This is a genomic window from Methanothermococcus okinawensis IH1 (genome assembly GCF_000179575.2).
GTDB classification, from domain to species: domain Archaea; phylum AGJL01; class Methanococci; order Methanococcales; family Methanococcaceae; genus Methanofervidicoccus; species Methanofervidicoccus okinawensis.
The window spans coordinates 1,017,047-1,037,735 of the sequence record NC_015636.1 but is presented as its reverse complement, the minus strand read 5'-3'; the positions used below and the strand labels follow the sequence as shown (position 1 = coordinate 1,037,735).

The 20,689-nt window shown below is 29.5% G+C and carries 26 protein-coding genes and 2 tRNA genes; 22 read left to right on the top strand and 6 right to left on the bottom strand.

Features of this window, described 5'->3' with window-relative positions; all coding sequences use genetic code 11:
- The first annotated feature begins 167 nt into the window (after positions 1-167).
- The 6 genes from METOK_RS05195 to METOK_RS05170 all read left to right on the top strand — a co-directional run bounded on the left by METOK_RS05195 (position 168) and on the right by METOK_RS05170 (position 5,719).
- The gene (locus METOK_RS05195; protein WP_013867170.1) at positions 168-1,520 is read left to right on the top strand and encodes a nucleotide sugar dehydrogenase; all 1,353 of its coding nucleotides are present in this window, start codon (positions 168-170) and stop codon (positions 1,518-1,520) included.
- Positions 1,521-1,532: 12 nt separating this feature from the next.
- Complete coding sequence (gene wecB, locus METOK_RS05190) at positions 1,533-2,669, top strand: non-hydrolyzing UDP-N-acetylglucosamine 2-epimerase (RefSeq protein WP_013867169.1); 1,137 nt, start codon at positions 1,533-1,535, stop codon at positions 2,667-2,669.
- A 227-nt stretch (positions 2,670-2,896) separates the two neighbouring features.
- Positions 2,897-3,238, top strand: a complete 342-nt coding sequence (locus tag METOK_RS05185; RefSeq protein WP_013867168.1) for a hypothetical protein — start codon at positions 2,897-2,899, stop codon at positions 3,236-3,238.
- A 31-nt stretch (positions 3,239-3,269) separates the two neighbouring features.
- A complete protein-coding gene (locus METOK_RS05180; RefSeq protein WP_013867167.1) occupies positions 3,270-3,464 on the top strand; it encodes a hypothetical protein in 195 nt (64 codons plus the stop codon).
- Between the two features lie 169 nt (positions 3,465-3,633).
- Entirely contained in the window at positions 3,634-4,500 is an 867-nt protein-coding gene (locus tag METOK_RS05175; RefSeq protein WP_013867166.1) for an Mrp/NBP35 family ATP-binding protein, read from the top strand.
- Between the two features lie 130 nt (positions 4,501-4,630).
- A complete protein-coding gene (locus tag METOK_RS05170) occupies positions 4,631-5,719 on the top strand; it encodes an MnmC family methyltransferase (protein ID WP_013867165.1) in 1,089 nt (362 codons plus the stop codon).
- A gap of 26 nt (positions 5,720-5,745) precedes the next feature.
- Here METOK_RS05170 and mptN read toward each other — a convergent pair whose 3' ends face one another.
- Positions 5,746-6,615, bottom strand: a complete 870-nt coding sequence (mptN, locus tag METOK_RS05165) for a tetrahydromethanopterin:alpha-L-glutamate ligase (protein WP_013867164.1) — start codon at positions 6,613-6,615, stop codon at positions 5,746-5,748.
- Between the two features lie 356 nt (positions 6,616-6,971).
- On the opposite strand from mptN, the gene METOK_RS05160 reads away from it, so the two are divergent.
- The 13 genes from METOK_RS05160 to METOK_RS05100 all read left to right on the top strand — a co-directional run bounded on the left by METOK_RS05160 (position 6,972) and on the right by METOK_RS05100 (position 12,685).
- Positions 6,972-7,056: transfer RNA gene (locus tag METOK_RS05160), tRNA-Ser, on the top strand.
- 113 nt (positions 7,057-7,169) lie between these two features.
- Positions 7,170-7,619 (top strand): 30S ribosomal protein S13, encoded by a 450-nt coding sequence (locus METOK_RS05155; protein ID WP_048057897.1) that lies wholly within the window; start codon positions 7,170-7,172, stop codon positions 7,617-7,619.
- Positions 7,620-7,723: 104 nt separating this feature from the next.
- Entirely contained in the window at positions 7,724-8,257 is a 534-nt protein-coding gene (locus METOK_RS05150) for a 30S ribosomal protein S4 (protein WP_013867162.1), read from the top strand.
- A gap of 84 nt (positions 8,258-8,341) precedes the next feature.
- Positions 8,342-8,716 (top strand): 30S ribosomal protein S11, encoded by a 375-nt coding sequence (locus tag METOK_RS05145; RefSeq protein WP_013867161.1) that lies wholly within the window; start codon positions 8,342-8,344, stop codon positions 8,714-8,716.
- A 76-nt stretch (positions 8,717-8,792) separates the two neighbouring features.
- Positions 8,793-9,386 (top strand): DNA-directed RNA polymerase subunit D, encoded by a 594-nt coding sequence (locus METOK_RS05140; RefSeq protein WP_013867160.1) that lies wholly within the window; start codon positions 8,793-8,795, stop codon positions 9,384-9,386.
- A 46-nt stretch (positions 9,387-9,432) separates the two neighbouring features.
- Entirely contained in the window at positions 9,433-9,795 is a 363-nt protein-coding gene (locus tag METOK_RS05135) for a 50S ribosomal protein L18e (RefSeq protein WP_048057896.1), read from the top strand.
- 50 nt (positions 9,796-9,845) lie between these two features.
- Positions 9,846-10,259 carry a 50S ribosomal protein L13 gene (locus tag METOK_RS05130; protein WP_013867158.1) on the top strand — a complete coding sequence of 138 codons (414 nt, stop codon included), beginning with the start codon at positions 9,846-9,848 and terminating at the stop codon, positions 10,257-10,259.
- A 13-nt stretch (positions 10,260-10,272) separates the two neighbouring features.
- Positions 10,273-10,677: a 30S ribosomal protein S9 gene (locus METOK_RS05125; protein WP_013867157.1), complete on the top strand. Its 405-nt coding sequence runs from the start codon at positions 10,273-10,275 to the stop codon at positions 10,675-10,677.
- Between the two features lie 104 nt (positions 10,678-10,781).
- The gene (locus tag METOK_RS05120; protein WP_013867156.1) at positions 10,782-10,991 is read left to right on the top strand and encodes a DNA-directed RNA polymerase subunit N; all 210 of its coding nucleotides are present in this window, start codon (positions 10,782-10,784) and stop codon (positions 10,989-10,991) included.
- Between the two features lie 24 nt (positions 10,992-11,015).
- Positions 11,016-11,093 (top strand) — tRNA-Pro (locus METOK_RS05115).
- 111 nt (positions 11,094-11,204) lie between these two features.
- Complete coding sequence (locus METOK_RS05110) at positions 11,205-11,375, top strand: DNA-directed RNA polymerase subunit K (protein WP_013867155.1); 171 nt, start codon at positions 11,205-11,207, stop codon at positions 11,373-11,375.
- A gap of 62 nt (positions 11,376-11,437) precedes the next feature.
- Complete coding sequence (locus tag METOK_RS05105; RefSeq protein WP_013867154.1) at positions 11,438-12,400, top strand: hypothetical protein; 963 nt, start codon at positions 11,438-11,440, stop codon at positions 12,398-12,400.
- Between the two features lie 96 nt (positions 12,401-12,496).
- A complete protein-coding gene (locus tag METOK_RS05100) occupies positions 12,497-12,685 on the top strand; it encodes a 4Fe-4S dicluster domain-containing protein (protein ID WP_013867153.1) in 189 nt (62 codons plus the stop codon).
- Positions 12,686-13,197: 512 nt separating this feature from the next.
- On the opposite strand, the gene METOK_RS05095 is transcribed toward METOK_RS05100, so the two are convergent.
- The 3 genes from METOK_RS05095 to METOK_RS05085 all read right to left on the bottom strand — a co-directional run bounded on the left by METOK_RS05095 (position 13,198) and on the right by METOK_RS05085 (position 15,599).
- Positions 13,198-13,461, bottom strand: coding sequence for a HypC/HybG/HupF family hydrogenase formation chaperone (locus tag METOK_RS05095; protein ID WP_013867152.1), 264 nt, complete (start codon positions 13,459-13,461; stop codon positions 13,198-13,200).
- Between the two features lie 168 nt (positions 13,462-13,629).
- Positions 13,630-14,151: a YqaA family protein gene (locus tag METOK_RS05090; protein WP_013867151.1), complete on the bottom strand. Its 522-nt coding sequence runs from the start codon at positions 14,149-14,151 to the stop codon at positions 13,630-13,632.
- Between the two features lie 125 nt (positions 14,152-14,276).
- Positions 14,277-15,599, bottom strand: coding sequence for an FAD-dependent oxidoreductase (locus METOK_RS05085; protein ID WP_013867150.1), 1,323 nt, complete (start codon positions 15,597-15,599; stop codon positions 14,277-14,279).
- Positions 15,600-15,807: 208 nt separating this feature from the next.
- Between METOK_RS05085 and coaBC the strand changes: the two genes are divergently transcribed.
- The 3 genes from coaBC (at position 15,808) to METOK_RS05070 (ending at position 19,538) form a co-directional block, all read left to right on the top strand.
- Positions 15,808-17,043: a bifunctional phosphopantothenoylcysteine decarboxylase/phosphopantothenate--cysteine ligase CoaBC gene (gene coaBC / locus METOK_RS05080; RefSeq protein WP_013867149.1), complete on the top strand. Its 1,236-nt coding sequence runs from the start codon at positions 15,808-15,810 to the stop codon at positions 17,041-17,043.
- Between the two features lie 183 nt (positions 17,044-17,226).
- Positions 17,227-18,168 (top strand): EF-Tu/IF-2/RF-3 family GTPase, encoded by a 942-nt coding sequence (locus tag METOK_RS05075; protein WP_048057895.1) that lies wholly within the window; start codon positions 17,227-17,229, stop codon positions 18,166-18,168.
- A gap of 119 nt (positions 18,169-18,287) precedes the next feature.
- Positions 18,288-19,538: an aconitase X gene (locus METOK_RS05070; RefSeq protein WP_048057894.1), complete on the top strand. Its 1,251-nt coding sequence runs from the start codon at positions 18,288-18,290 to the stop codon at positions 19,536-19,538.
- Positions 19,539-19,582: 44 nt separating this feature from the next.
- On the opposite strand, the gene METOK_RS05065 is transcribed toward METOK_RS05070, so the two are convergent.
- Together METOK_RS05065 and METOK_RS05060 are read right to left on the bottom strand one after the other, a co-directional pair.
- Positions 19,583-20,143 (bottom strand): hypothetical protein, encoded by a 561-nt coding sequence (locus METOK_RS05065; RefSeq protein ID WP_013867146.1) that lies wholly within the window; start codon positions 20,141-20,143, stop codon positions 19,583-19,585.
- A 60-nt stretch (positions 20,144-20,203) separates the two neighbouring features.
- Positions 20,204-20,662, bottom strand: coding sequence for a UPF0179 family protein (locus tag METOK_RS05060; RefSeq protein WP_013867145.1), 459 nt, complete (start codon positions 20,660-20,662; stop codon positions 20,204-20,206).
- Positions 20,663-20,689: the final 27 nt, after the last annotated feature.

Below are 20,689 nucleotides of genomic sequence, written 5' to 3'. Positions count from 1 at the left end.
GAATAACGCTAATATATCTAATGCATATCTATTTATTTTTTCAATACCCTTTAATTTTGATATAATCAATAATGATAATAATAATACGCATAATTTCATAATATATCGTTTAATAAATTATTTAGTAAAATTATAGTAAAATTATTTTTAATAATATTGGTGATTAAATGAAACAATTGGAGAATATTGGAACTAAACAGAAAAATATTAACAAAATTTGTGTTATTGGGTTAGGCTATATTGGATTACCAACAGCTTCAATGCTTGCAAATCATGGCTATTATGTTGTAGGGGTAGATATTGATGAAAAAAGGGTAGAATTAATAAAAAACGGAGAATTAATAATTGATGAACCGGGCTTAATGACACTTGTAAAGGGTGCTATAAACTCTGGAAATTTAAATGTTAAAACAGAGCCTGAAGAGGCTGATGCCTTTATAATTTGTGTTCCAACTCCTGTAATCCATGATAAAAATAATAAAGATAATAATAAAAATAATAATAAAGATAATAATAATGAAACCCCAAAGTGCGATTTGACCTATGTTCTAAGTGCTGTTAATGGTATAAAACCCTACTTAAAAGACGGAAATCTTGTGGTAATAGAGAGCACAATCCCTCCCAAAACAACAGAAATGATTTATAAATTAATTGATAAAAATATACATATGGCATACTGTCCAGAGAGAGTGCTACCTGGAAAGATATTAAAGGAGCTCGTGGAAAATGACAGAATAGTTGGGGGTATAGATGAAGAGTCATCGGAGTTAGCAAAAGAGGTATATAAATCTTTTGTGGATGGAGATATATATTTAACAAATTCAACCACAGCAGAAATGGTAAAATTAATGGAAAATACATTTAGAGATGTAAATATAGCACTTGCAAATGAATTTGCAAAGGTATGTACTGAAATGAAAGTTAATGTTTGGGATGCCATAAATCTTGCCAACAAGCATCCAAGGGTAAATATACTAAATCCTGGACCTGGAGTTGGAGGGCACTGTATAAGTATAGACCCATGGTTTATAGTGGAAAAATCTAAAAATGCCGAGCTCATAAAGAAGGCTAGGGAATTAAATGACAATATGCCAAAATATGTTTGCAATTTAATAGTAAAGGAATTTAAAAAATTAAATATCAATAATCCAAAAGTAAGTATTTTTGGAGTTACCTATAAGGGAAATGTGGATGATACAAGAGAAAGTCCTGCAAAAAAAATAATAGAATGTCTTTTGTCAAATGATTTTAATGTTTCAATATATGACCCCCATGCAAAGGTATTTGAATATCCATTGAATAAATTAGAGGATTGTATTAAGGGTTCAGACTGTATTATAGTCTTAACAGACCATGACGAATTTAAAAATTTTGAAAAAGAGGACATATACGAAATATCCAAATTAATGAAACACAAAATTGTAATAGATACCAAAAATATTTTAAATCATAATCTTTGGAAAGAGTCTAAATTTGAGGTTAAGTTATTAGGCGATGGAACCACATGGAACGTTAAATAATTTGGTGCTAATATGAAAATTGGGGTAATACTTGGAACTCGTCCAGAAATAATAAAATTATCTTCCATCATAAGGGAATTGGAAAGATTGAAGAATTATAAAGAATTAAATAGTATTTACAAAGACATTGGCAGTATAAATTATTTTATCATCCATACAAATCAGCATTATTCTGAAAATATGGATAAAATCTTTTTTAAAGAGTTGAATCTCCCCATTCCAAATTATAATTTAAATGTAGGTTCTGGAAGTCATGGGAAACAAACGGCAAAGATGCTTGAAGGTATTGAAGAGGTATTGATAAAAGAAAAGCCTGATGTGGTAATTGTTCAGGGGGACACAAATACCGTTCTTGCAGGAGCTCTTGCAGCATCAAAATTAAAAATAAAAGTAGCCCATGTTGAAGCAGGTTTAAGAAGTTTTGATAAAAACATGCCTGAAGAAATAAATAGAGTTCTTACTGACCATTTATCCGATTATCTATTTGCTCCAACGGATATTGCAAAAGAGAACTTATTGAATGAGGGTATTAAGGAAAAGATTTTTGTTGTGGGTAATACCATAGTAGATGCCACCCTCCAAAATATTGGAATTGCTGAGAGAAGGGAAGATATAAAAAAATTCGTAAAACTATTATCCAATGGAGATGAATATTTTTTATTAACACTTCACAGGGCAGAAAATACCGACAATAGGGAAAGATTAAAAAGTATAGTCGAGGCAATAGTTGAAATATCAACAAAATACGATAAAAATAAAATTATATTTCCCATTCATCCAAGGACTAAAAAGAGGTTAAAAGAATATAATTTATTTGATAAATTAAAAAATGAAAACATAAAAATAATCAAACCAGTAGGATATTTAGAATTTTTAATGCTTGAAAAAAATGCAAAATTAATTTTAACAGATAGTGGGGGCGTTCAGGAAGAGGCTTGTATTTTAAAAGTTCCATGTATTACATTGAGGGACAATACAGAACGACCTGAAACAATAAATGTTGGATGCAATATTTTAGTTGGTGCTAATAAGGAAAAAATTATAAATGGGATTGAATCAATGTTAAAAAACGCTGGAAACTGGGAGAATCCATTTGGTGATGGAAAAACTGGCAAAACTATTGTTAAAATACTTGTAAATCAAATATAAAATTATTTTTTGTTATTTTTATTTATTATTTTATTCACAATATAAATGCTCAATACCAATAATATAATTGTATATACAAATATAAGAATGTATTATATAAAATATTATGTATGGTTGTGTCAATATAATACATATATCCAAAAACTTTATATATTTTAACACATATGTGTTATATTGAATATAATAACTATAATTAAAAAATATAAAAAATTAAAAAGGTGATAATAATGTTTGGATTTGGAAGAGGATTTGGATGCAGAGGATTCTTTGGTAGAAGATTTTTTGGTAGAGGATGTTATGCAGAAGATAGCTATGTTGCAAGAGCTCCTTTATCAAACGATAAATATGAATATGTTGGAACATGCAGATGCGGACTTGGACCACATGCATATTACAGGGATAGAGAAACTGGTAGAGTAGTTCCTGCTGCGGCAATGGTATATGGCTATAATGAACCTGCAACAGTTCCTGAAACTGATTTATCAGATAGATTGAAATACTTAGAAGAAGAGAAAAAATATTTAGAAGAAGAAATAGCCAACTTAAAAAAATCTCTAAAAAAAGAATAAATAATTATATTAATTATTAAAAGGCGATATTATGACAGATATGAAAAGATTTAAATGTGCAAAATGTGGCAAAATTATTGAAGTTCCTTATGGTGTTCCAAAACCTGAGGTATGCCCATATTGCGGAGCTCCATGCACCTATATCCACAGAATAGATGAGGGGGGAAGAGGTTGTGGTCCTGGAAGAGGTAGAAGATGTGGAGCAGGAATGATGAGGAGAATGTAAGAGTTAAATAACCGTAATTCTTTTATTTTTATATTTTTTTAATTTATATAATTTTTTTATTATTTTTTATTATTTTTTATTATTTTTTATTTTAGGGTATTTTAAAGCTAATGAAATATATTTATATAATGAACAATAATATTAAACAAAAATTATTTTTGGTGATGTGATGGCAGAATGTGATGGAAAATGCGAATCCTGCTCTTCAAGTAGCTCATGTTCGGATGCTAAAAAAGCTATGGAGATGCAGAACGCAAAAATAAGAGAAAATATGGGAAAAATAAAGCATAAAATAGCTATATTAAGTGGTAAAGGTGGTGTAGGTAAATCAACCGTCACAGTAAATTTAGCAGCAACATTGAATGCCATGGGCAAAAAGGTTGGTGTATTGGATGGTGATATCCACGGTCCAAATATCCCAAAAATGCTTGGTGTAGAAAATGTGCAGCCTATGGGTGATGAAAATGGGATATATCCTATTACTACAAAAGATGGAATAAAAACCATGTCTATTGGTTATTTTTTACCAAATAAAGATACCCCTGTAATTTGGAGAGGTCCAAGGATAAGCGGTGCAGTTAGACAGTTTTTAAGTGATGTTATTTGGGGAGACCTTGACTACTTATTAATAGATACCCCACCAGGAACAGGGGATATTCAAATCACAATTATGCAGGCAATTCCAGATATAGATGGGGTAGTTATTGTTACAACACCTGAGGATGTGGCTGTTCTTGATGCAAGAAAATCCGTAGCAATGGCAAAAACCACAAACATTCCAATTATAGGCATAATTGAAAATATGGGCGGTTTTGTATGTCCGCACTGTAATAAGGTTGTTGATATATTTGGAAAAGGTGGCGGTGAAAAAGCTGCTAAGGAACTTGGTGTTGAGTTCTTAGGTAGAATACCACTTGATGTAAAGGCTAGAGAGGCTTCTGACAAAGGAATTCCTATGGTATCTCTTGACTGCACAGCAACGAAAGAATTTAAAAAGGTTGTTGAGAAAATCGTTGAAAAAATCGAAAATAAATAATTATTTCTATCATTTATTTTTATTTTAATTTTATTTTTTAAATAAATATATCTTTTTTAGTTTTATTTTTATAGGTGTAATTTAGTTTTATTTTTTTATTAATTTTATTAATTTACATACAGGTGTAATTATGCTTCCAAACAAAACTGCACTGAAATTAATTAGAAAATATATAACCATATTTAAGGAACAGAGAGATATTGAAGAATTTAAAGAAGAATTAATAAATAATCTTATAAATAATAGAATGCTTGTTAAAACTGACGATGGAACCTATACTTTGGTATCAGAAGAAAAAGATGAGCTCATGCACTCACGAATCGGAGCTCTGACTGAAAGTGTAGAGAAATTTGTAATACCTTCAAATTTAAAAGACATGGATAATCCAAAAATACTTGATTTATGTAGTGGAATGGGGTATAACACAATAGCGGCACTCCATTTTAATAAAAATTGCAATATTGACATGGTAGAATACAGCGAAGAAACGCTTTTTCTATCATTATGTTTAAATATACCTTATAAAGAGCATGAATTAATAAAAGAATTAATAAAAGATTATTTTTTAAAAAATAATAATTATAACAATAATAAAAATAATTTAAACAGGACAAATAATGTGGGTGCATGCAGTAAAAACGATAAAATAACACTATATTTGGGAGATGCTAGAAAAATCGTTAAAAATCTAAATAAAACATATAATATCGTATTTCATGATGCATTTTCACCGCAGAGAGACGCCGTTTTATACACTGTGGATTTTTTGAAGGAAATTTATAAAAAAATGGACAATAACTCTGTTTTAATTTCCTACTCTTCTTCTATTCCATTTAGAAGTGCTTTGGTGGAAGTTGGCTTTGTGTTATCAGAAGGAGCTCCTATTGGAAGAAAAAGAGGTATAACACTTGCATATAAAAATCCTTCATTAGATAGGGATTTAAAAAGAATTTCTGAGGTTGATGAGAGATTAATAGCTTTATCAACTGTTGGTGTTCCTTATAGAGATGATAACTTAAATTTAGACCATGATGCAATAGTAATAAATAGGGAAAATGAGAGGAAAAAATTAAAAGAAGAATTATCTAAAATAAATAAATACTATTCTACAAAAAAGGTAAAACTTGGCAAAATAGACGAAAAATTTCTAAATATTCAAAAACTTGATTTAAATTCCTCAGAAATAATAAAGAAGATGAAAGAAGAATTAAAAAACTAAAAAGTATTATATTAAAAAATTAAAAATTAAATTAAATTATTTAAAACATAATCTATTAATTTCTCAGTTATATTTACATCTGAAACCCTTGAAAGTCCTTCCCATGAAGGAGCTCCATTAACTTCAATTACCTTCAAACCATCACTACTTTCCATTAAATCCACTCCACCATATACCAATCCAGTTGCATTTTTTGCTTTAACTGCGAGCTCTATTATTTCATCGGTGAGCTCACATTTTTCTGCCTTTCCATTTTGGTGAATATTTGTTATCCAATTGTCAGAAACTCTATACATTGCAGATACTACTTCATCTCCAATAACAAAAGCCCTAATATCCCTATAAATATTATTTGGATTATTTATAAATTCTTGGATATAAAATACACCATATTTCTTTTTAAATTCGTTTAATATATTTATCTTAGAAATTAGATTTTTATTATTTAATCTAACAATGCCCTTCCCTTGATTTCCAAATAATGGTTTTAAAACACAATCATTTAACTTTTCTGACCATATTAATGCCTTATCAATATCCTCTGTAATAACTGTTTTTGGGTGAGATATATTATTTATATTTAGCAGTATGGAAGTTCTATATTTATTACCTGCATTTTCAAGTCCTTCTGTTGGATTTATTAATGGAATATAATATTCTATATATTTGAGAACATCGAATCTATAATAATTGGATACATTACCGAGGTTTCTAACAAATGCACATTTTAAATCCATGATATTTTCTTTGTTATGCTTAAATTTAATATCCATTCCTGTAAAAGAAGCAATTTTGGATGGTTTAATATATATGGGGGTTATATCCTTTTTTATCATCGCCCTTTCTAATTCGCAGGTAATCCAATCTTTTTCTTCTGATATTATTCCCATTTTCATATTTTCACATTAAAATATTTTTATAAAATTTAAATAAAATATTTAAAATAAAGTATATATAAAACATATTGTTGATATAGGATAATAGCTATAATGATAACATAATAATATCTTTAATCCTATATCAATAACACTTAAAAAATAAATAAAAATAGAAACATATATATAGTAAATTATAGATTATACTAATAGTAGTTATTGAACGAAGAAATTATATTAATAAAATTATATTAATATTATATTAAACACGGGATAACATAAGTAGTAACGCGTAAATAATGTTGTCGTTATTACATCTATGTTTATTTAACTAAAAGTATATATAGGAGTAATTGATATATTGGTTTAAATTTTTTGCAGAGGTAGTCTAGCTCGGAAAGGCGTGGGACTGGAAATCCCATGGGGCTTTGCCCCTCGGGGGTTCAAATCCCCCCCTCTGCGTGTTTTATTTTTTTAATTAATATTATTGCTAATGGCAAATAAGAATATATGCTAATATGGCTAATGACCTTAGCAGTGCTATAAAACACGATTATCTCTCGGAGGTGCAGACATTGACTCAAACAGAATTCAAACACAGAATTAGAATATCAAAGACAGATATTACTGGTGAATTTCCATTGGAATATGCCTTACAAGATATAAAAGGAATTGGTAAGGCAATGGCCAAGGCAATATTGAGAATCACCAAATTAGATGGAAAACAACAGGCAGGTTATTTATCAGATGAAGATGTTCAAAAAATAGAGGAAGTTTTAAACGACCCTGCAAAACATGGGATTCCATCATGGATGTTCAACAGAAAAAAAGATACCTATACAGGTGAAGATAAACATCTTATTGAAACAGATTTAATGCTCACAGTTCAAGAAGATATAACAACTATGAAAAAGATTAGATGTTATAGAGGAATAAGGCATGAATTAGGATTGCCATGCAGAGGACAGAGAACAAGAGGTTCATTTAGAAGAGGTTCCATAGTAGGAGTTAAAAGAAGAAAATAAAATCATAATATAAATAATATAATAATATTGCCATAAAAAACTAAAAATATTAATTTCAAAACTTTATTTTCATTTAAATATTATCAACTAAAAAAGGTGAAATAATGGGTGACCCAAGAAAATTGAGCAAAAAATACGATACCCCAAATCATCCATGGATTGGAGAAAGAATTAAAAGAGAAAGAGAATTGGCAATAAAATATGGATTATTGAATAAGAAAGAATTTTGGAAAATGGAAACACGATTAAGGACATTCAGAAGACAGGCTAGAAAATTGATAAGTGATACAACAGAACAGGGTGCAAAAGAGGCTGTTCAGTTATTTGGTATTTTAAAAAGATACGGTATATTGATTAAAGAAGATGCCTCATTGGATGATGTTTTATCCTTGAATGTAGAAAGTATCCTTAATAGAAGATTGCAAACACTTGTATTTAGAAAAGGACTTGCAAAAACACCAAAACAAGCTAGACAATTTATAGTTCATGGCCATATTGCAGTAAATGGAAGAAGAGTAACTTCACCAAGTTATTTGGTTCCTTCTGATGAGGAAGATTTAATAACATACATGCCAACATCACCTCTAGCTTCTGAAAGTCATCCTGAAAGAACAAATGTAGTAAGTGAAGATAACTAATTTATTTAAAAATTTATTAAAATTTATTTAGGCATATAATCCATATATAGTCATGACTGATATAAAGTAAAATAAGGTGATTTAATGAGTGAGAAGTGGGGCGTAATCCATATTTATGCGTCATACAACAACACAATTATACATGTTACAGATATTACAGGAGCAGAAACAATTGCAAAAATTTCTGGTGGTATGATTGTAAAAAACCAGAAAGATGAATCTTCACCATATGCTGCTATGCAAGGTGCATTTAAAATAGCAGATATGATAAGAGAAAAAGGAATAGAAAAAGTTCATGTAAAGGTAAGAGCTCAGGGTGGAAATAAATCAAAGAATCCAGGTCCAGGAGCTCAGGCAGCCATTAGAGCATTGGCAAGAGCAGGGATAAGAATTGGAAGAATAGAAGATGCAACACCAATTCCACACGATGGAACAACTCCTAAAAAAAGAAATAGATAATTTAGCACATTTCCTGTGGTTTGAGGATGATAAATAATATATACCTCACATAGGATAATGAAACTTGGTGGTATCTTTGATAAATAACATTCAAAAAGAAAAGACAAGGATTGGGGAAAGACTTAAATTTAACTTAAAAGCCCCATTATCTTTTTCCAGTGCATTGAGGAGGATAATGATTTCAGAAACTCCAACTTATGCCATTGAAAATGTATATTTTTATGAAAACACGTCCTCAATGTATGATGAATTAATTGCACATAGGTTAGGGTTGATACCTATAAAAGGAAAACCAGTTAGCAATGATGAGGTAATAATTTTTGCACTTATAAAAGAAGGTCCTTGTGTGGTTTATTCTGGTGATTTAGAGTCAGAAACTGGGGAAGTGGTATTTAAACATATACCAATCGTTAAATTAAAAGAAGGGCAAAAATTGGAATTGGAATGTGAAGCTTTAGTAGGGACAGGAAAAACCCATGCAAAATGGCAACCATGTAATGCAGTTTATAAACTACTAAATAATGATGAAGTAGAGTTTTTAGTGGAATCTTATGGAAATATGGATTCTGAGGACCTCTTAATATCATCGGTAGAAATATTAAAAAATAAGGCTGAAAAATTTCTATATGAATTAGAAAGTCTTGAAGTAAATGATACAGAACAGGCGTAAATATAACATATAATAAATATAAAATATATATAATAATGGTGAAATCATGAGAAAATTGATGGCTACCAATCCAAAAATCGTTGAATTGGTTCAAAATCTTAAAGTAGAATCCTACAAAAACGATGCGAAAATTTGGAAAGACATAGCTAAAAGATTGTCAAAACCTGCTAGAAGAAGAGCAGAAGTTAATATAAGTAGGATAAATAGATATACAAAAGAGGATTATGTTGTAATCGTTCCAGGTAAAGTTCTTGGAGCTGGAAAGTTAGGACATAAAGTAACTGTTGCAGCATTTTCATTTTCAGAAAGTGCTAAGAAAGCAATTGAAGAAGCTGGCGGAAAATGTTTAACCATTGAGGAGTTAGCTAAGGAAAATCCAAAAGGTTCATTAGTAAAAATCATGGCTTAAATATTAAATTATTAGATATATTAAACACGAAAAACCAATTAGGTGAAATTATGGTTGTTATAGATGCAGAAAATGCAGTTGTTGGAAGATTGGCATCTTATGCGGCAAAATTAGCTTTATCAGGGGAAGAAGTAGTTATCATAAACGCTGAAAAGGCAATAATGACAGGAAATAAAGACTATATATTTGAGAAATACGCTCAAAAAAGAAATAGAAAAAGTATTACAAATCCTAAAAGAATGGGTCCAAAATTTCCTAGAAGACCTGATGATATTGTAAGAAGAATTATAAGAGGAATGGTTCCATACAAAAAACCAAAAGGAAAAGACGCCTTTAAAAGAATTAAAGTTATGGTAGGAGCTCCGAAAGATGTAAATATTGATATAGTATTAAATGAAATGCCAAATACAAATAAATATGTAACAGTAGGGGAGCTCAGTAAATACTTAGGAGCTAAATTTTAATTGAGGTGATTAGGTGAAAGTTATTCATACAGTAGGTAAAAGAAAAACTGCTATTGCAAGAGCTACTGCAAAGGAAGGTAAAGGCAGAATTAGAATAAACAAAAAACCAGTAGAAATAATCGAACCAAAATATGTCAATGCAAAGTTGATGGAACCGGTAATATTAGCTGGGGATGCCATTGACAATATAGATATCGATATTACAGTTAAAGGTGGAGGTATTGCAGGTCAGATGGATGCAGCAAGAACCGCCTTAGGTAAAGCAATTGTGGAATATACTGGAAGCATGGAAATAAAAGAAAGATATTTAGAATATGACAGGACTATTCTTGTTAGCGATGCAAGAAGAACAGAGCCACACAAACCAAGTAAATCCACAAAAGGACCAAGAGCTAAAAGACAGAAATCATACAGATAAAATTATAACTTTTATATATTATCTATTTTTAAGAATTCTTATTTATTTATTATTGATTTAATAATTATGGATATATATGGTTATTTTAGTATTGGTGATATATTATGGTAATGTTCCCAATTAGATGTTTTTCATGTGGTAATGTAATATCAGAGGTGTATGAAGAATACATTTCACGATTAAAAAATGGTGAAAAACCAGATGAAATATTGGATGATTTAGGAATTAAAAAATACTGTTGTAGGAGAATGTTTATATCCCATAGAGTAGATAAAGACGGAAGGGAATTGTTCGATGATATTATGGAATACTAAATATATATTATTTATTTATTATTAGGGACTGTGGGGTAGCCTGGTCCATCCTGTGCGTCTGGGGGGCGTGCAACCCGAGTTCAAATCTCGGCAGTCCCACCATTTATAATAATATTATAGTTTATTTTACTACTGTCCATAATATACTATTTATATGTTTAAAATAACATAATTATTTATAAATATGGCAATATAAAATAAAAGCGTGATTCTATGAAATGCACAAAATTTGAAAAGGCAAGAATAATTGGTGCAAGGTCTTTGCAGATTTCTGATGGAGCTTTTTTGACAATAGATACAGAAAAATATTCCTCTTTGGATATAGCTATGGAAGAATTTGAAAAAGGAAAAATTCCACTGAAAGTTAAGTCCAATAAACAATAAAAAGTTTTACTATTTTATATAATACATATATATCTACTTTCTAAAATATGTAGGGGATTTTTGTGGAAGATGAGACCACTATTGAAAGAATTACTGCAAAAAAAGTTTTTAAAAATTCAAAAATAAGCGTGAAAATAACAACCCTAACAAGGACTGGAATAGGCTATGATATTATAGATGTGGAAAATCCTGATTATGTTATTTCAGATATAGAGAATATAATAGCGCCTGAGCTCTTAGGATATCCTGCATCAGACCAAGATTTTATAGATTCCATTATCTGCGATACCTCAATAGATAGTCCCAACATTACAATGGGAGTTTCTATAAGCATATCACGAGCTGCTGCCAATAGTCTTGGTATGCCTTTGTTTAGGTATATTGGGGGACCATTATCCACAGAATTACCAGTTGTAGGCTGTTCTCTTTTAACAGATAAAAATAACAACGAATTAATTGCTATACCTATGGCTGAATCCATTGATGAGATGATAACCTGCTATGAGAAAATACTATCGGAGCTCTCTTTAAAATATGATATAGTAAATATCCATGGTAAATATGTATGCAATAATATTTTCGATGAGCTAAATAATTTTAGGGATGTATTAAATTATGTATCGGAGGAAGAAGATATTAAAATACTTATTGGAGCTTCGATACTTAATTATACTAATATCAAAAATCAGAACATTTATGAAAAAATTTCTAATTTGGATTATATGGAAAGTCCCGAGCTCGTGGAATTTGACGGCACACTTGCCATCGATGGTATAGATGAAGCAGCAGATTTTTCTAAGATAGAGCCATATACAATGGGAACACTAACTGAAATGTATCATTATATAAATTATATACTTGACAAAGGACTTACACCAATAATTGTAAGCAATAATACTTCATTCTCTCATATAGCAGTAGGATTGAGAGTTCCATTTTTAAGAAGCAATATAAACTCAAATGTTTTGAATGAATTATGGGACATTGAAAGGATATTGAATAATCCGAATATAAACAGATTTTAAAAAATAAATTATAAAACCATAAAATAAAAAAATATAAATACCAATATATTATATGGGAATATATTTCCTATTTATTAAAAAATAAGAGGTGTATTAATGAGTGTAACAATTGATTATAATAAATGTAATGGTCCAGAATGTGCAGAATGCGTAAATGCATGCCCAATGGAAGTATTTGAAATTCAGGGCGACAAAGTAGTGGTAGTTAGAGAAGAAGACTGCACATTTTGTTTAGTATGTGAGGATGTATGTCCAACAGGTGCAGTAAAGGTTAAAGAAGATTAAATTTATTTTTAATTTTAATTTAATTTTAACTTATTCCGCAAGAAGTCCCCTTCCGTAAGGGAGGGGATGAATCCTCAAAATCCCTTCGGGATTTATACGGTTTCCTCGCTATTGCTCGGAAATGCGGGCAAAACATTTATATAGTAGTATTATCATATATAACCATGTAATTATAGAAGTATCTACACTATTATCATTTGAGAAGGCTGAGAGTGCTACTCAGATGATAAATTATTTTATAACCATTCTTTGTTTGAGTTCTCTAAAACGGTATTAAGTCAGGGCTGGGAGAGTCCGTTGTGCCTGCGGAGGGGAAACCTCTACTCAGAGTTATATCTTATATAAGGGTAATCTCTGGGCAAGTATCCCCTATGAGTCAGGAAGCCCCTCCCGTAAGGGAGTGGTACTTCACGTTTATATTAATTATTTTTTTATTAAGTTATTTTTTATTTTTTTAGTTATTCCACATTCTATATTATTATTTTTAAATTATAATATTATACATCCTTTAATTATTTTTCTTCTGCTTTAATTTTATCCATTTCATCAAGGGCTTCGAACAGTTCTTCCCAAGTATCTAAGCTTATTTTTGCATCCTCTTCACTCATAACCTCTAATGCATATCCTGTATGTATCAACACATAATCCCCTATATGGACATTTTCAAGAAGTGCCAATTTTGCCTTTTGTTTAACACCTTTATATTCTGCAATGGCGTATTTTTCTCCATCTTCTTCGTATATTTCTACAACTTTGCAAGGTATTGCCAAACACATAAATTATCACCAAATAAATGTAATAATACAGTAATATAATGATTTTATATATATGGTATTTAATTATTTATCTAAATATTTTTATATTGATATGAAGTTAATTTATTAGAGTTAGTTATATTTTTTAATTATATTTCATAGTATAAATATTATAATTTACCAATAATTCTATAAGTGTATATGACCTAAAATATATTTAAAAATATCGGATATATTTGTAGAACCCCATAATACGAATGGTAATACAATTAAACCATGTTTTATTACCCTACTCAAAAATACCGCTAAAATGTATTTTTTAAAGGGCATTTCAAAAGCACCGCAGACCCAGCACATAATTTCAAATGGTAGTGGTGTGAAACTTATGACTATAAATCCTAAAATCCCATATTTTTTAAAAAAATTCTCTCCTTTCCTATATTCTTCTTCTTTAAATAATTTTAATGCTAATTTTTCCCCATATTTAGAGGATAAATAATAAGTAACCACAGAACCTGCAACAGTGCCACATGCACCTGCAAGTAAAACATATATCCAATTAAGCCCAAGGGCTATTCCTGCTATCATGAATATTTCAGTTGGTAATGGTTGGAATATTGGTTCTGAAAATCCTATTAAAAATATACCTAATATTCCATATTCATTAACAAGTTTAAACCCTATGGCTTTGAATATTTCAAAATCTACCATGTTTTTCCTTTTTATATAATTTCATACTTTTAAGATTTATTATTTATTCCATATTTTATTATTTTGTATAAAATATTATAGGATATATTTATAAAATATGTATTAATTCATATAAATGAATATTATTATCTCCTAAATATGCTGTAAAATGGGTCAGTTGATGGATGAATTTCCACAAAATCTTTATAAATATCAATACCTTTTAGATACTGTGCAAAATATGGCATTATTTCCATAGAGGGAGACATGGAGATAGCACCAACTACCCTATTATTTTCATAGTATATTTTATTTATTCCAATATGGTTTGAAACTCTGAAAAAATCCCCTTTTCCAACACTATTTGGAATTATTTTATAATTATTTGTCTGTTTCCCGACATAGGATATATTTAAATCCATTCGTATTGTATGAGGTATAAGCTCATATTTTGGTTTTATAAGGGGTTTGTTATTTAATTCATTATATATATTCTCAGCCACAACCCTTCCTTCCATTCTTGCTATTGGAGTAATCCCACCTTTTCCAGCAACACAATCACCACAGGCATAAATATTTTTTTCTATTTCATTGGTTTTTTCATTAAAATTTTTGTTTTTATTATTATTCTTATTATTACTTTTATTCCCATCATTATCTATCTTATTCTTATCATTTTTACCATTATTATTGTTTTTATTAGTTATTATCCTCATATAGTCATCTGTTTCAAATTTAGGTTTTCCACCAATTGCAAGTATCTTTGTATAGTCTTCATCATTTAATAATTTAGTTAATTCGCTGTTGTTATTTGTAATCCTAAAATCAATAAATTTATAGATGTATTCCCTAATATCTTTATCTTCTATCATCTTTAAAAATTTAGAACGGACATATACAACAACCTCACTTCCAAAGTTTGAAAATAGGGAGGCATATTCCGCAGCCACTGTTCCTCCACCAATTATCAATATCTTATCAGGGAGCTCCTCCAAATTTACAATATCGTAATAACCCAAACATTTTATTCCATTATACTCTGAGGTATAGGTTTTTCCAGTGGCATAAACTACATAATCATAGTTATTTTCATATCTATCCTTAAATTCTTTGTAATATATATTTATATTTGGGAGCTCCGTTACACTGTTTTCAAGTTTTAATCTTATTTTGTTTTGAATATCTGAAATCTTTCTTTGGAGTTCCTTAAATGAAATAATATCTTCTAAAACTATTTTTTTATTTTTATCATAATTATTATTTTTTATTAAATTCAAATTATTAATTATATCAGCCATTTCCCGCAATCCATTTATATATGTGCAGCCGTAATTTAAACAGGTGCCCCCTACCTTGTTTTTTTCATAAATATCTACATCAAAGCCTTTTTTTGCCAATTCAATAGCACAGGATTTTCCAGCAGGACCGCAACCTACAACAGCTATTTTTACATTTTCCATATTTTTCATATATCCCACCAAATAGGTATATTCATTAATAATCGTATTCACTAATTATATCCATCTCCATTATATTTATTATATTTAAGTAATAATGTATTAACCTAAAATATGAATATATTAATTTAAAATATGTATTAACCTAATAATATATTAATTTAGTAGTTTGATATATAAATTGCCTATAAAATGATATAAAAAATTAAAAAGTGATTATATGCACCCTACAAAGAAATTAAAAGGTTCAAAATCGAAATTACTCTATGGAAAAAAGATAGTAGTTGCAGTATCTTCATCCATAGCTGCAATAGAAACCCCAAGATTGATGAGGGAGCTCATACGACATGGAGCGGAAGTGTATTGTATAGCCACGGAAGAAACTAAAAAGATTATTGGAGAATGTTCATTGGAATTTGGTTGTGGAAATAAGGTATTCTACAATATCACAGGAAGTATAGAGCATGTGATGTTATACGATATATGTGATGCCATGGTAATTTACCCTGCCACTGCAAATACAATAAGCAAAATATCATTAAATATTGCAGATAATATTGTAAATACCACATCTACAATGTTTTTTGAAAAAAAACCTATATTTATAGTTCCAGCAATGCACCAAAATATGCTTGACACTATAAGTAATCATTTAACCAATTTAAAAAATAAAAAAAATGTATATATTGTATCCCCAAAGATGGAGGAAGAAAAGGCAAAGGTTCCCTCTATTGAGGAGGTTGTATTGGAAGTAATTAAAAAATTAAATGGAAATGAAAAGAAAAATAAAGATGGTAATAATAATTATAAAAATACTTATAAAAATACCAATAAAAAAGTTTTAATATTGTCAGGAGGAACTACTGAATTCATAGATAAGGTTAGGGTTATAAGCAATCTATCCTCTGGAAAAACAGGCTATCTACTTGCAGAGGCATTTTGTAGAGATGGCTTTGATGTGGAAGTAATATATGGTTCAGGGATAGAACCACCATATTATATAAAATCTCATAAAGTTCTTACTGCAAAAGAAATGCTAAATAATGCCTTAAAATATGGAAAGGACGCCGATATTATTATATCTTGTGCTGCAATATCTGATTTTATACCTGAAAAGCAGATTGAAGGAAAGATTAAATCAGATAAGGACATTGTGATAAAATTAAAAAGAAATCCAAAGGTATTATCGGAGCTTCGAAAGGCATTTCCAAATAAAATTATAGTAGGATTTAAGGCAGAATATGGACTTAATAAGGATGAATTACTAAATATATCTACAAAAAAACTAAAAGAATATAATTTGGACTATATTGTGGCTAATGATTTATCTAAACATTATTTTGGAGATGACTCCAACGAAGTAATATTAATTGGTAAAAACACACTAAAAGAATTTAAAGGAAAAAAATCAGAGATTGTGGAAAAAATTAAGGATGAATTGGTTAATAACTTATAATTTTATATATTTTTTTATTTATTGTTATAACGATAGCCAAAATATCAATAAAAAATAAAAAAATAATTAAAGAATAAAATTAAATTAAAATTAAATTAAAATTAAAAAATATACAGAAATATACTTAATTAATTAAAACATTATAAAAAGTCTAAGTCATAAATAATGATATACGGTGAAACTGTGAAAAACATTGGTGTAGGATTATACGGTGATTTTAAAGATGCAGGAAAGAACTTAGGAAAAAAGGGAACTTCAACAGATATTACAATGTATAACTACAAACAGGGTGATGATGCAGTATTTTTTGTAGAACCTACAAAATACCCTGAGAAAATTACACCATTGCTATATACCATAAATATGACGGATTATGCACTTGTGTTTATCGATGAGATAAAACCTGAGCTCGCAGAAACTTTACTTTTATTGGACATGATGGGTGTAGATAAGGGTTCTTTTGTTGTTGGTGAATATGTGGATATAGAGCAATTGAAGGCTATAATATCCAATACATCCATGAAAAATTTTGAAATTAGAGATAAGGATTATATCAAAATAAGGGAAGATATGATAACACTTCCACAGGAAATTGCAGGAAAACCAGATTTGAGCTTTACAAAAATACCAATAGATAATTTTTTCACAGTGAGAAGTGTGGGGACTGTTATATTGGGTAGAGTTAAAAAAGGGATTGTAAAGATTCACGATAATTTGAGGGTTTATCCAATGGAGCATAATGTAATGGTAAAAAGCATACAGGTAAATGATAAAAATTACGACGAAGCACCAACATTTTCAAGGGTGGGGCTTGCATTGAAGGGTATAAAATCCGAAGAGCTTGAAAGAGGTATGATATTATCAAATGGCGATTTAGGGGTATCCGATGAACTTACACTTAATATGAAGTGGAATCCTTATGTTAAAAAGGAGCTCGGTGTAGGTGAAGGTTATCAGGTAGCAATTGGATTACAGGTTGTAAGCTGTAAGGTAATAGAAAAAGAAAAGGATAAAATTACATTAAAATTAATTAAACCAGTAGTTTATGAACTAGGGGAAGAAAAAGCTGTTCTTATAGATGGAAGTGCAAAAATTAGAATAATAGGAGTGTCTGAATTGATTTAATTTTTTATTTAACAATTACATATCACATTTAATTATATTAATATTTTTATCATAATTATTATTTTTTATTTAAATTAATACTTATATTAATTACTTAGATTATTTTAGAAGGTGATATGATGTTTCTTACAAAGGAAGAGGAAAAAATATACAACGGAGAATATGGTGAGGTCCTTGAAACCTGTATGAATCTCCTGGTATCTCTTGGGGATATATACGGTGCAGAAAAATTAATTCCCATATCATCTGCTCAGGTTTCTGGCGTATCCTATAAAACAATAGGAGAAAAAGGTTTAGAGTTCCTAAAAGACATATCTAGTAGTAATGTTAAGGTATCTGTTCCCACAACATTGAATCCTGCTGGGATGGACTTAACCAATTATGAAAAATTGGGTTTTCCAAAAAAATTTGCTAAAAAACAGCTTGAAATAATTAAATGTTTTAAGAGAATGGACATAGAATTAGGATGCACATGCACACCTTATTTATCAGGAAATGTTCCATTATTTGGTTCTCATATTTCATGGGCTGAATCCTCAGCTGTGGCTTATGCAAATTCAGTAATCGGAGCTCGCACAAATCGTGAGGGGGGACCTTCTGCACTAGCATCCGCCATAATTGGAAAAACTCCATATTATGGGTATCATCTTGATGAAAATAGATTGCCCACACATATAGTTGAGGTAGAGGCAAACATAACAAAATCATCCGATTACGGAGCTCTTGGTTCTATCGTTGGAAGAATTGTAAAAAATGGGGTTCCATACTTTAAATTTAAAAAGTTAGATATTAATAATGTGAGCTCATACAAATCATATAAATTAAAAGCTCTTGGAGCTGCCCTTGCCGCAAGTGGTGGTGTTGCTCTGTATCATATTGAGAATATCACACCAGAAGCCAATATTGTATTAAAAAGGATTGAGAAAATTGAAGGAAATAATTGTAATATTGAAAAGATAACCATAACTGAGGATGACATTAAAAATGAATATGAATCATTAAATTCTGCTGAATGTCCAGATTTAATATGTATAGGATGCCCACATTGTAGTTTGGAGGAAATAAAGGAAGTTGTAGATTTTATATTAAAAAATAACCTAAATAAAAATAATAAATTTAAATGCGATTTATGGATATGCACATCGATTTACATAAAATCCATATCCGATAGAATGGGATATACGGAGATTATAGAAAATGCCGGTGGAAAAATTGTATGTGATACCTGCATGGTCGTGGCACCAATTGAGGATATGGATTATAAAAACATTGCCACAAACTCTGGAAAAGCTGCAAAATATCTACCTAATTTCTGCAATAGTAATGTGATTTATGGCGATATAATAGAGATATTAAAAAAAGGATTGTAATTTTATAATTTTATAATTATATATTAATTTATATAAAATCATCATTATTTCTTCCTAATATTTAAAACTTCATATAGAATATTCTTAATCTCTTCATCTTTGAGTTTTAATTTAGTTTCAGATTTTAATGATTCAGGAGATTTACCAAGAATTTCCTTTAAAGTTTTCTGTCTTGCCCAACTATCCAAATATCTAAATCCAAAGTAAAAACCAAAAACAGACATTATAACCCAATGTAAATTGTTAATAATCTGAGTATTTATGTTATTATTTAGTAATGTTGTATTAACTCCACTTAATATTAAAGACATCGTTAAAAAGTAAAAAGTTGTTATGGATATAGCCAATGACCTTCTAACCTCCCCTTTTGTTAATACAAAACCTCTTTCAGATTTATTAAGATACCCCTGAACTACAAGAGACATCAACATGATAACTACTGAAATAATCCCGCAGTATATATAGGTATTGTTGAAATGGGCAGCTTGTGATATGCAACATATTTGTAATATACAATGTATAACCACACATAAACATATTGTCATTGTTGTTATCAATATAATACAAATAATACAGTCATATTTTGGAGAATTTTGCTGACCCATTTTATAACCCCCTTATATTTTTTTAACATGTATTTAATATTCATATTTTGTTAAAAATAATTAAGGTTTCTCAGGTTTATCATCAATAGGAGATACCAAAACCTTTTTTAACGAATACCCCTTTGGACATTTTACCTTTTCGTCGAACACTTTCAATATCTTGTATTTGTTGCAAATACCCTCTGGATGACACAACATATAATTTTTACATAAGATATTATTGCACTGTATGTCTCTATGGGATATGGTAAGCCCTTCTAATGCTTTTTTTGATTCTATTAATATAATAATATCTTTTACAGGCTCCACCTCCACGACCTTAACCCCTCCCTCATGAACCTTACATGGATGGTTGGCAGACCTCACACTTACAATTCTATATCTTCTTCCTTTCACCAACCCATCATGACAGATTTTTTTAAATCTGCACGATTCACATTCTTTTAACAAACCACAATAAATAAATTCATTTCCTGTTTTTGCTATATTGCTACCAATCAATGTAATCCTCTTTTTCATAATATCACCTAAATATCAAGGTGAGCT

What these genes read in the sequence shown, in the direction of transcription:
- METOK_RS05170 (WP_013867165.1), top strand. Translation starts at nt 4,631, where the DNA reads ATGCTTCCAAACAAAACTGCACTGAAATTAATTAGAAAATATATAACC.
- METOK_RS05060 (WP_013867145.1), bottom strand. Translation starts at nt 20,662, where the DNA reads ATGAAAAAGAGGATTACATTGATTGGTAGCAATATAGCAAAAACAGGA.
- METOK_RS05120 (WP_013867156.1), top strand. Translation starts at nt 10,782, where the DNA reads ATGGTAATGTTCCCAATTAGATGTTTTTCATGTGGTAATGTAATATCA.
- METOK_RS05150 (WP_013867162.1), top strand. Translation starts at nt 7,724, where the DNA reads ATGGGTGACCCAAGAAAATTGAGCAAAAAATACGATACCCCAAATCAT.
- mptN (WP_013867164.1), bottom strand. Translation starts at nt 6,615, where the DNA reads ATGAAAATGGGAATAATATCAGAAGAAAAAGATTGGATTACCTGCGAA.
- METOK_RS05145 (WP_013867161.1), top strand. Translation starts at nt 8,342, where the DNA reads ATGAGTGAGAAGTGGGGCGTAATCCATATTTATGCGTCATACAACAAC.
- METOK_RS05090 (WP_013867151.1), bottom strand. Translation starts at nt 14,151, where the DNA reads ATGGTAGATTTTGAAATATTCAAAGCCATAGGGTTTAAACTTGTTAAT.
- METOK_RS05085 (WP_013867150.1), bottom strand. Translation starts at nt 15,599, where the DNA reads ATGAAAAATATGGAAAATGTAAAAATAGCTGTTGTAGGTTGCGGTCCT.
- coaBC (WP_013867149.1), top strand. Translation starts at nt 15,808, where the DNA reads ATGCACCCTACAAAGAAATTAAAAGGTTCAAAATCGAAATTACTCTAT.
- METOK_RS05130 (WP_013867158.1), top strand. Translation starts at nt 9,846, where the DNA reads ATGGTTGTTATAGATGCAGAAAATGCAGTTGTTGGAAGATTGGCATCT.
- METOK_RS05135 (WP_048057896.1), top strand. Translation starts at nt 9,433, where the DNA reads ATGAGAAAATTGATGGCTACCAATCCAAAAATCGTTGAATTGGTTCAA.
- METOK_RS05175 (WP_013867166.1), top strand. Translation starts at nt 3,634, where the DNA reads ATGGCAGAATGTGATGGAAAATGCGAATCCTGCTCTTCAAGTAGCTCA.
- METOK_RS05070 (WP_048057894.1), top strand. Translation starts at nt 18,288, where the DNA reads ATGTTTCTTACAAAGGAAGAGGAAAAAATATACAACGGAGAATATGGT.
- METOK_RS05100 (WP_013867153.1), top strand. Translation starts at nt 12,497, where the DNA reads ATGAGTGTAACAATTGATTATAATAAATGTAATGGTCCAGAATGTGCA.
- METOK_RS05185 (WP_013867168.1), top strand. Translation starts at nt 2,897, where the DNA reads ATGTTTGGATTTGGAAGAGGATTTGGATGCAGAGGATTCTTTGGTAGA.
- METOK_RS05095 (WP_013867152.1), bottom strand. Translation starts at nt 13,461, where the DNA reads ATGTGTTTGGCAATACCTTGCAAAGTTGTAGAAATATACGAAGAAGAT.
- METOK_RS05065 (WP_013867146.1), bottom strand. Translation starts at nt 20,143, where the DNA reads ATGGGTCAGCAAAATTCTCCAAAATATGACTGTATTATTTGTATTATA.
- METOK_RS05180 (WP_013867167.1), top strand. Translation starts at nt 3,270, where the DNA reads ATGACAGATATGAAAAGATTTAAATGTGCAAAATGTGGCAAAATTATT.
- METOK_RS05195 (WP_013867170.1), top strand. Translation starts at nt 168, where the DNA reads ATGAAACAATTGGAGAATATTGGAACTAAACAGAAAAATATTAACAAA.
- METOK_RS05110 (WP_013867155.1), top strand. Translation starts at nt 11,205, where the DNA reads ATGAAATGCACAAAATTTGAAAAGGCAAGAATAATTGGTGCAAGGTCT.
- wecB (WP_013867169.1), top strand. Translation starts at nt 1,533, where the DNA reads ATGAAAATTGGGGTAATACTTGGAACTCGTCCAGAAATAATAAAATTA.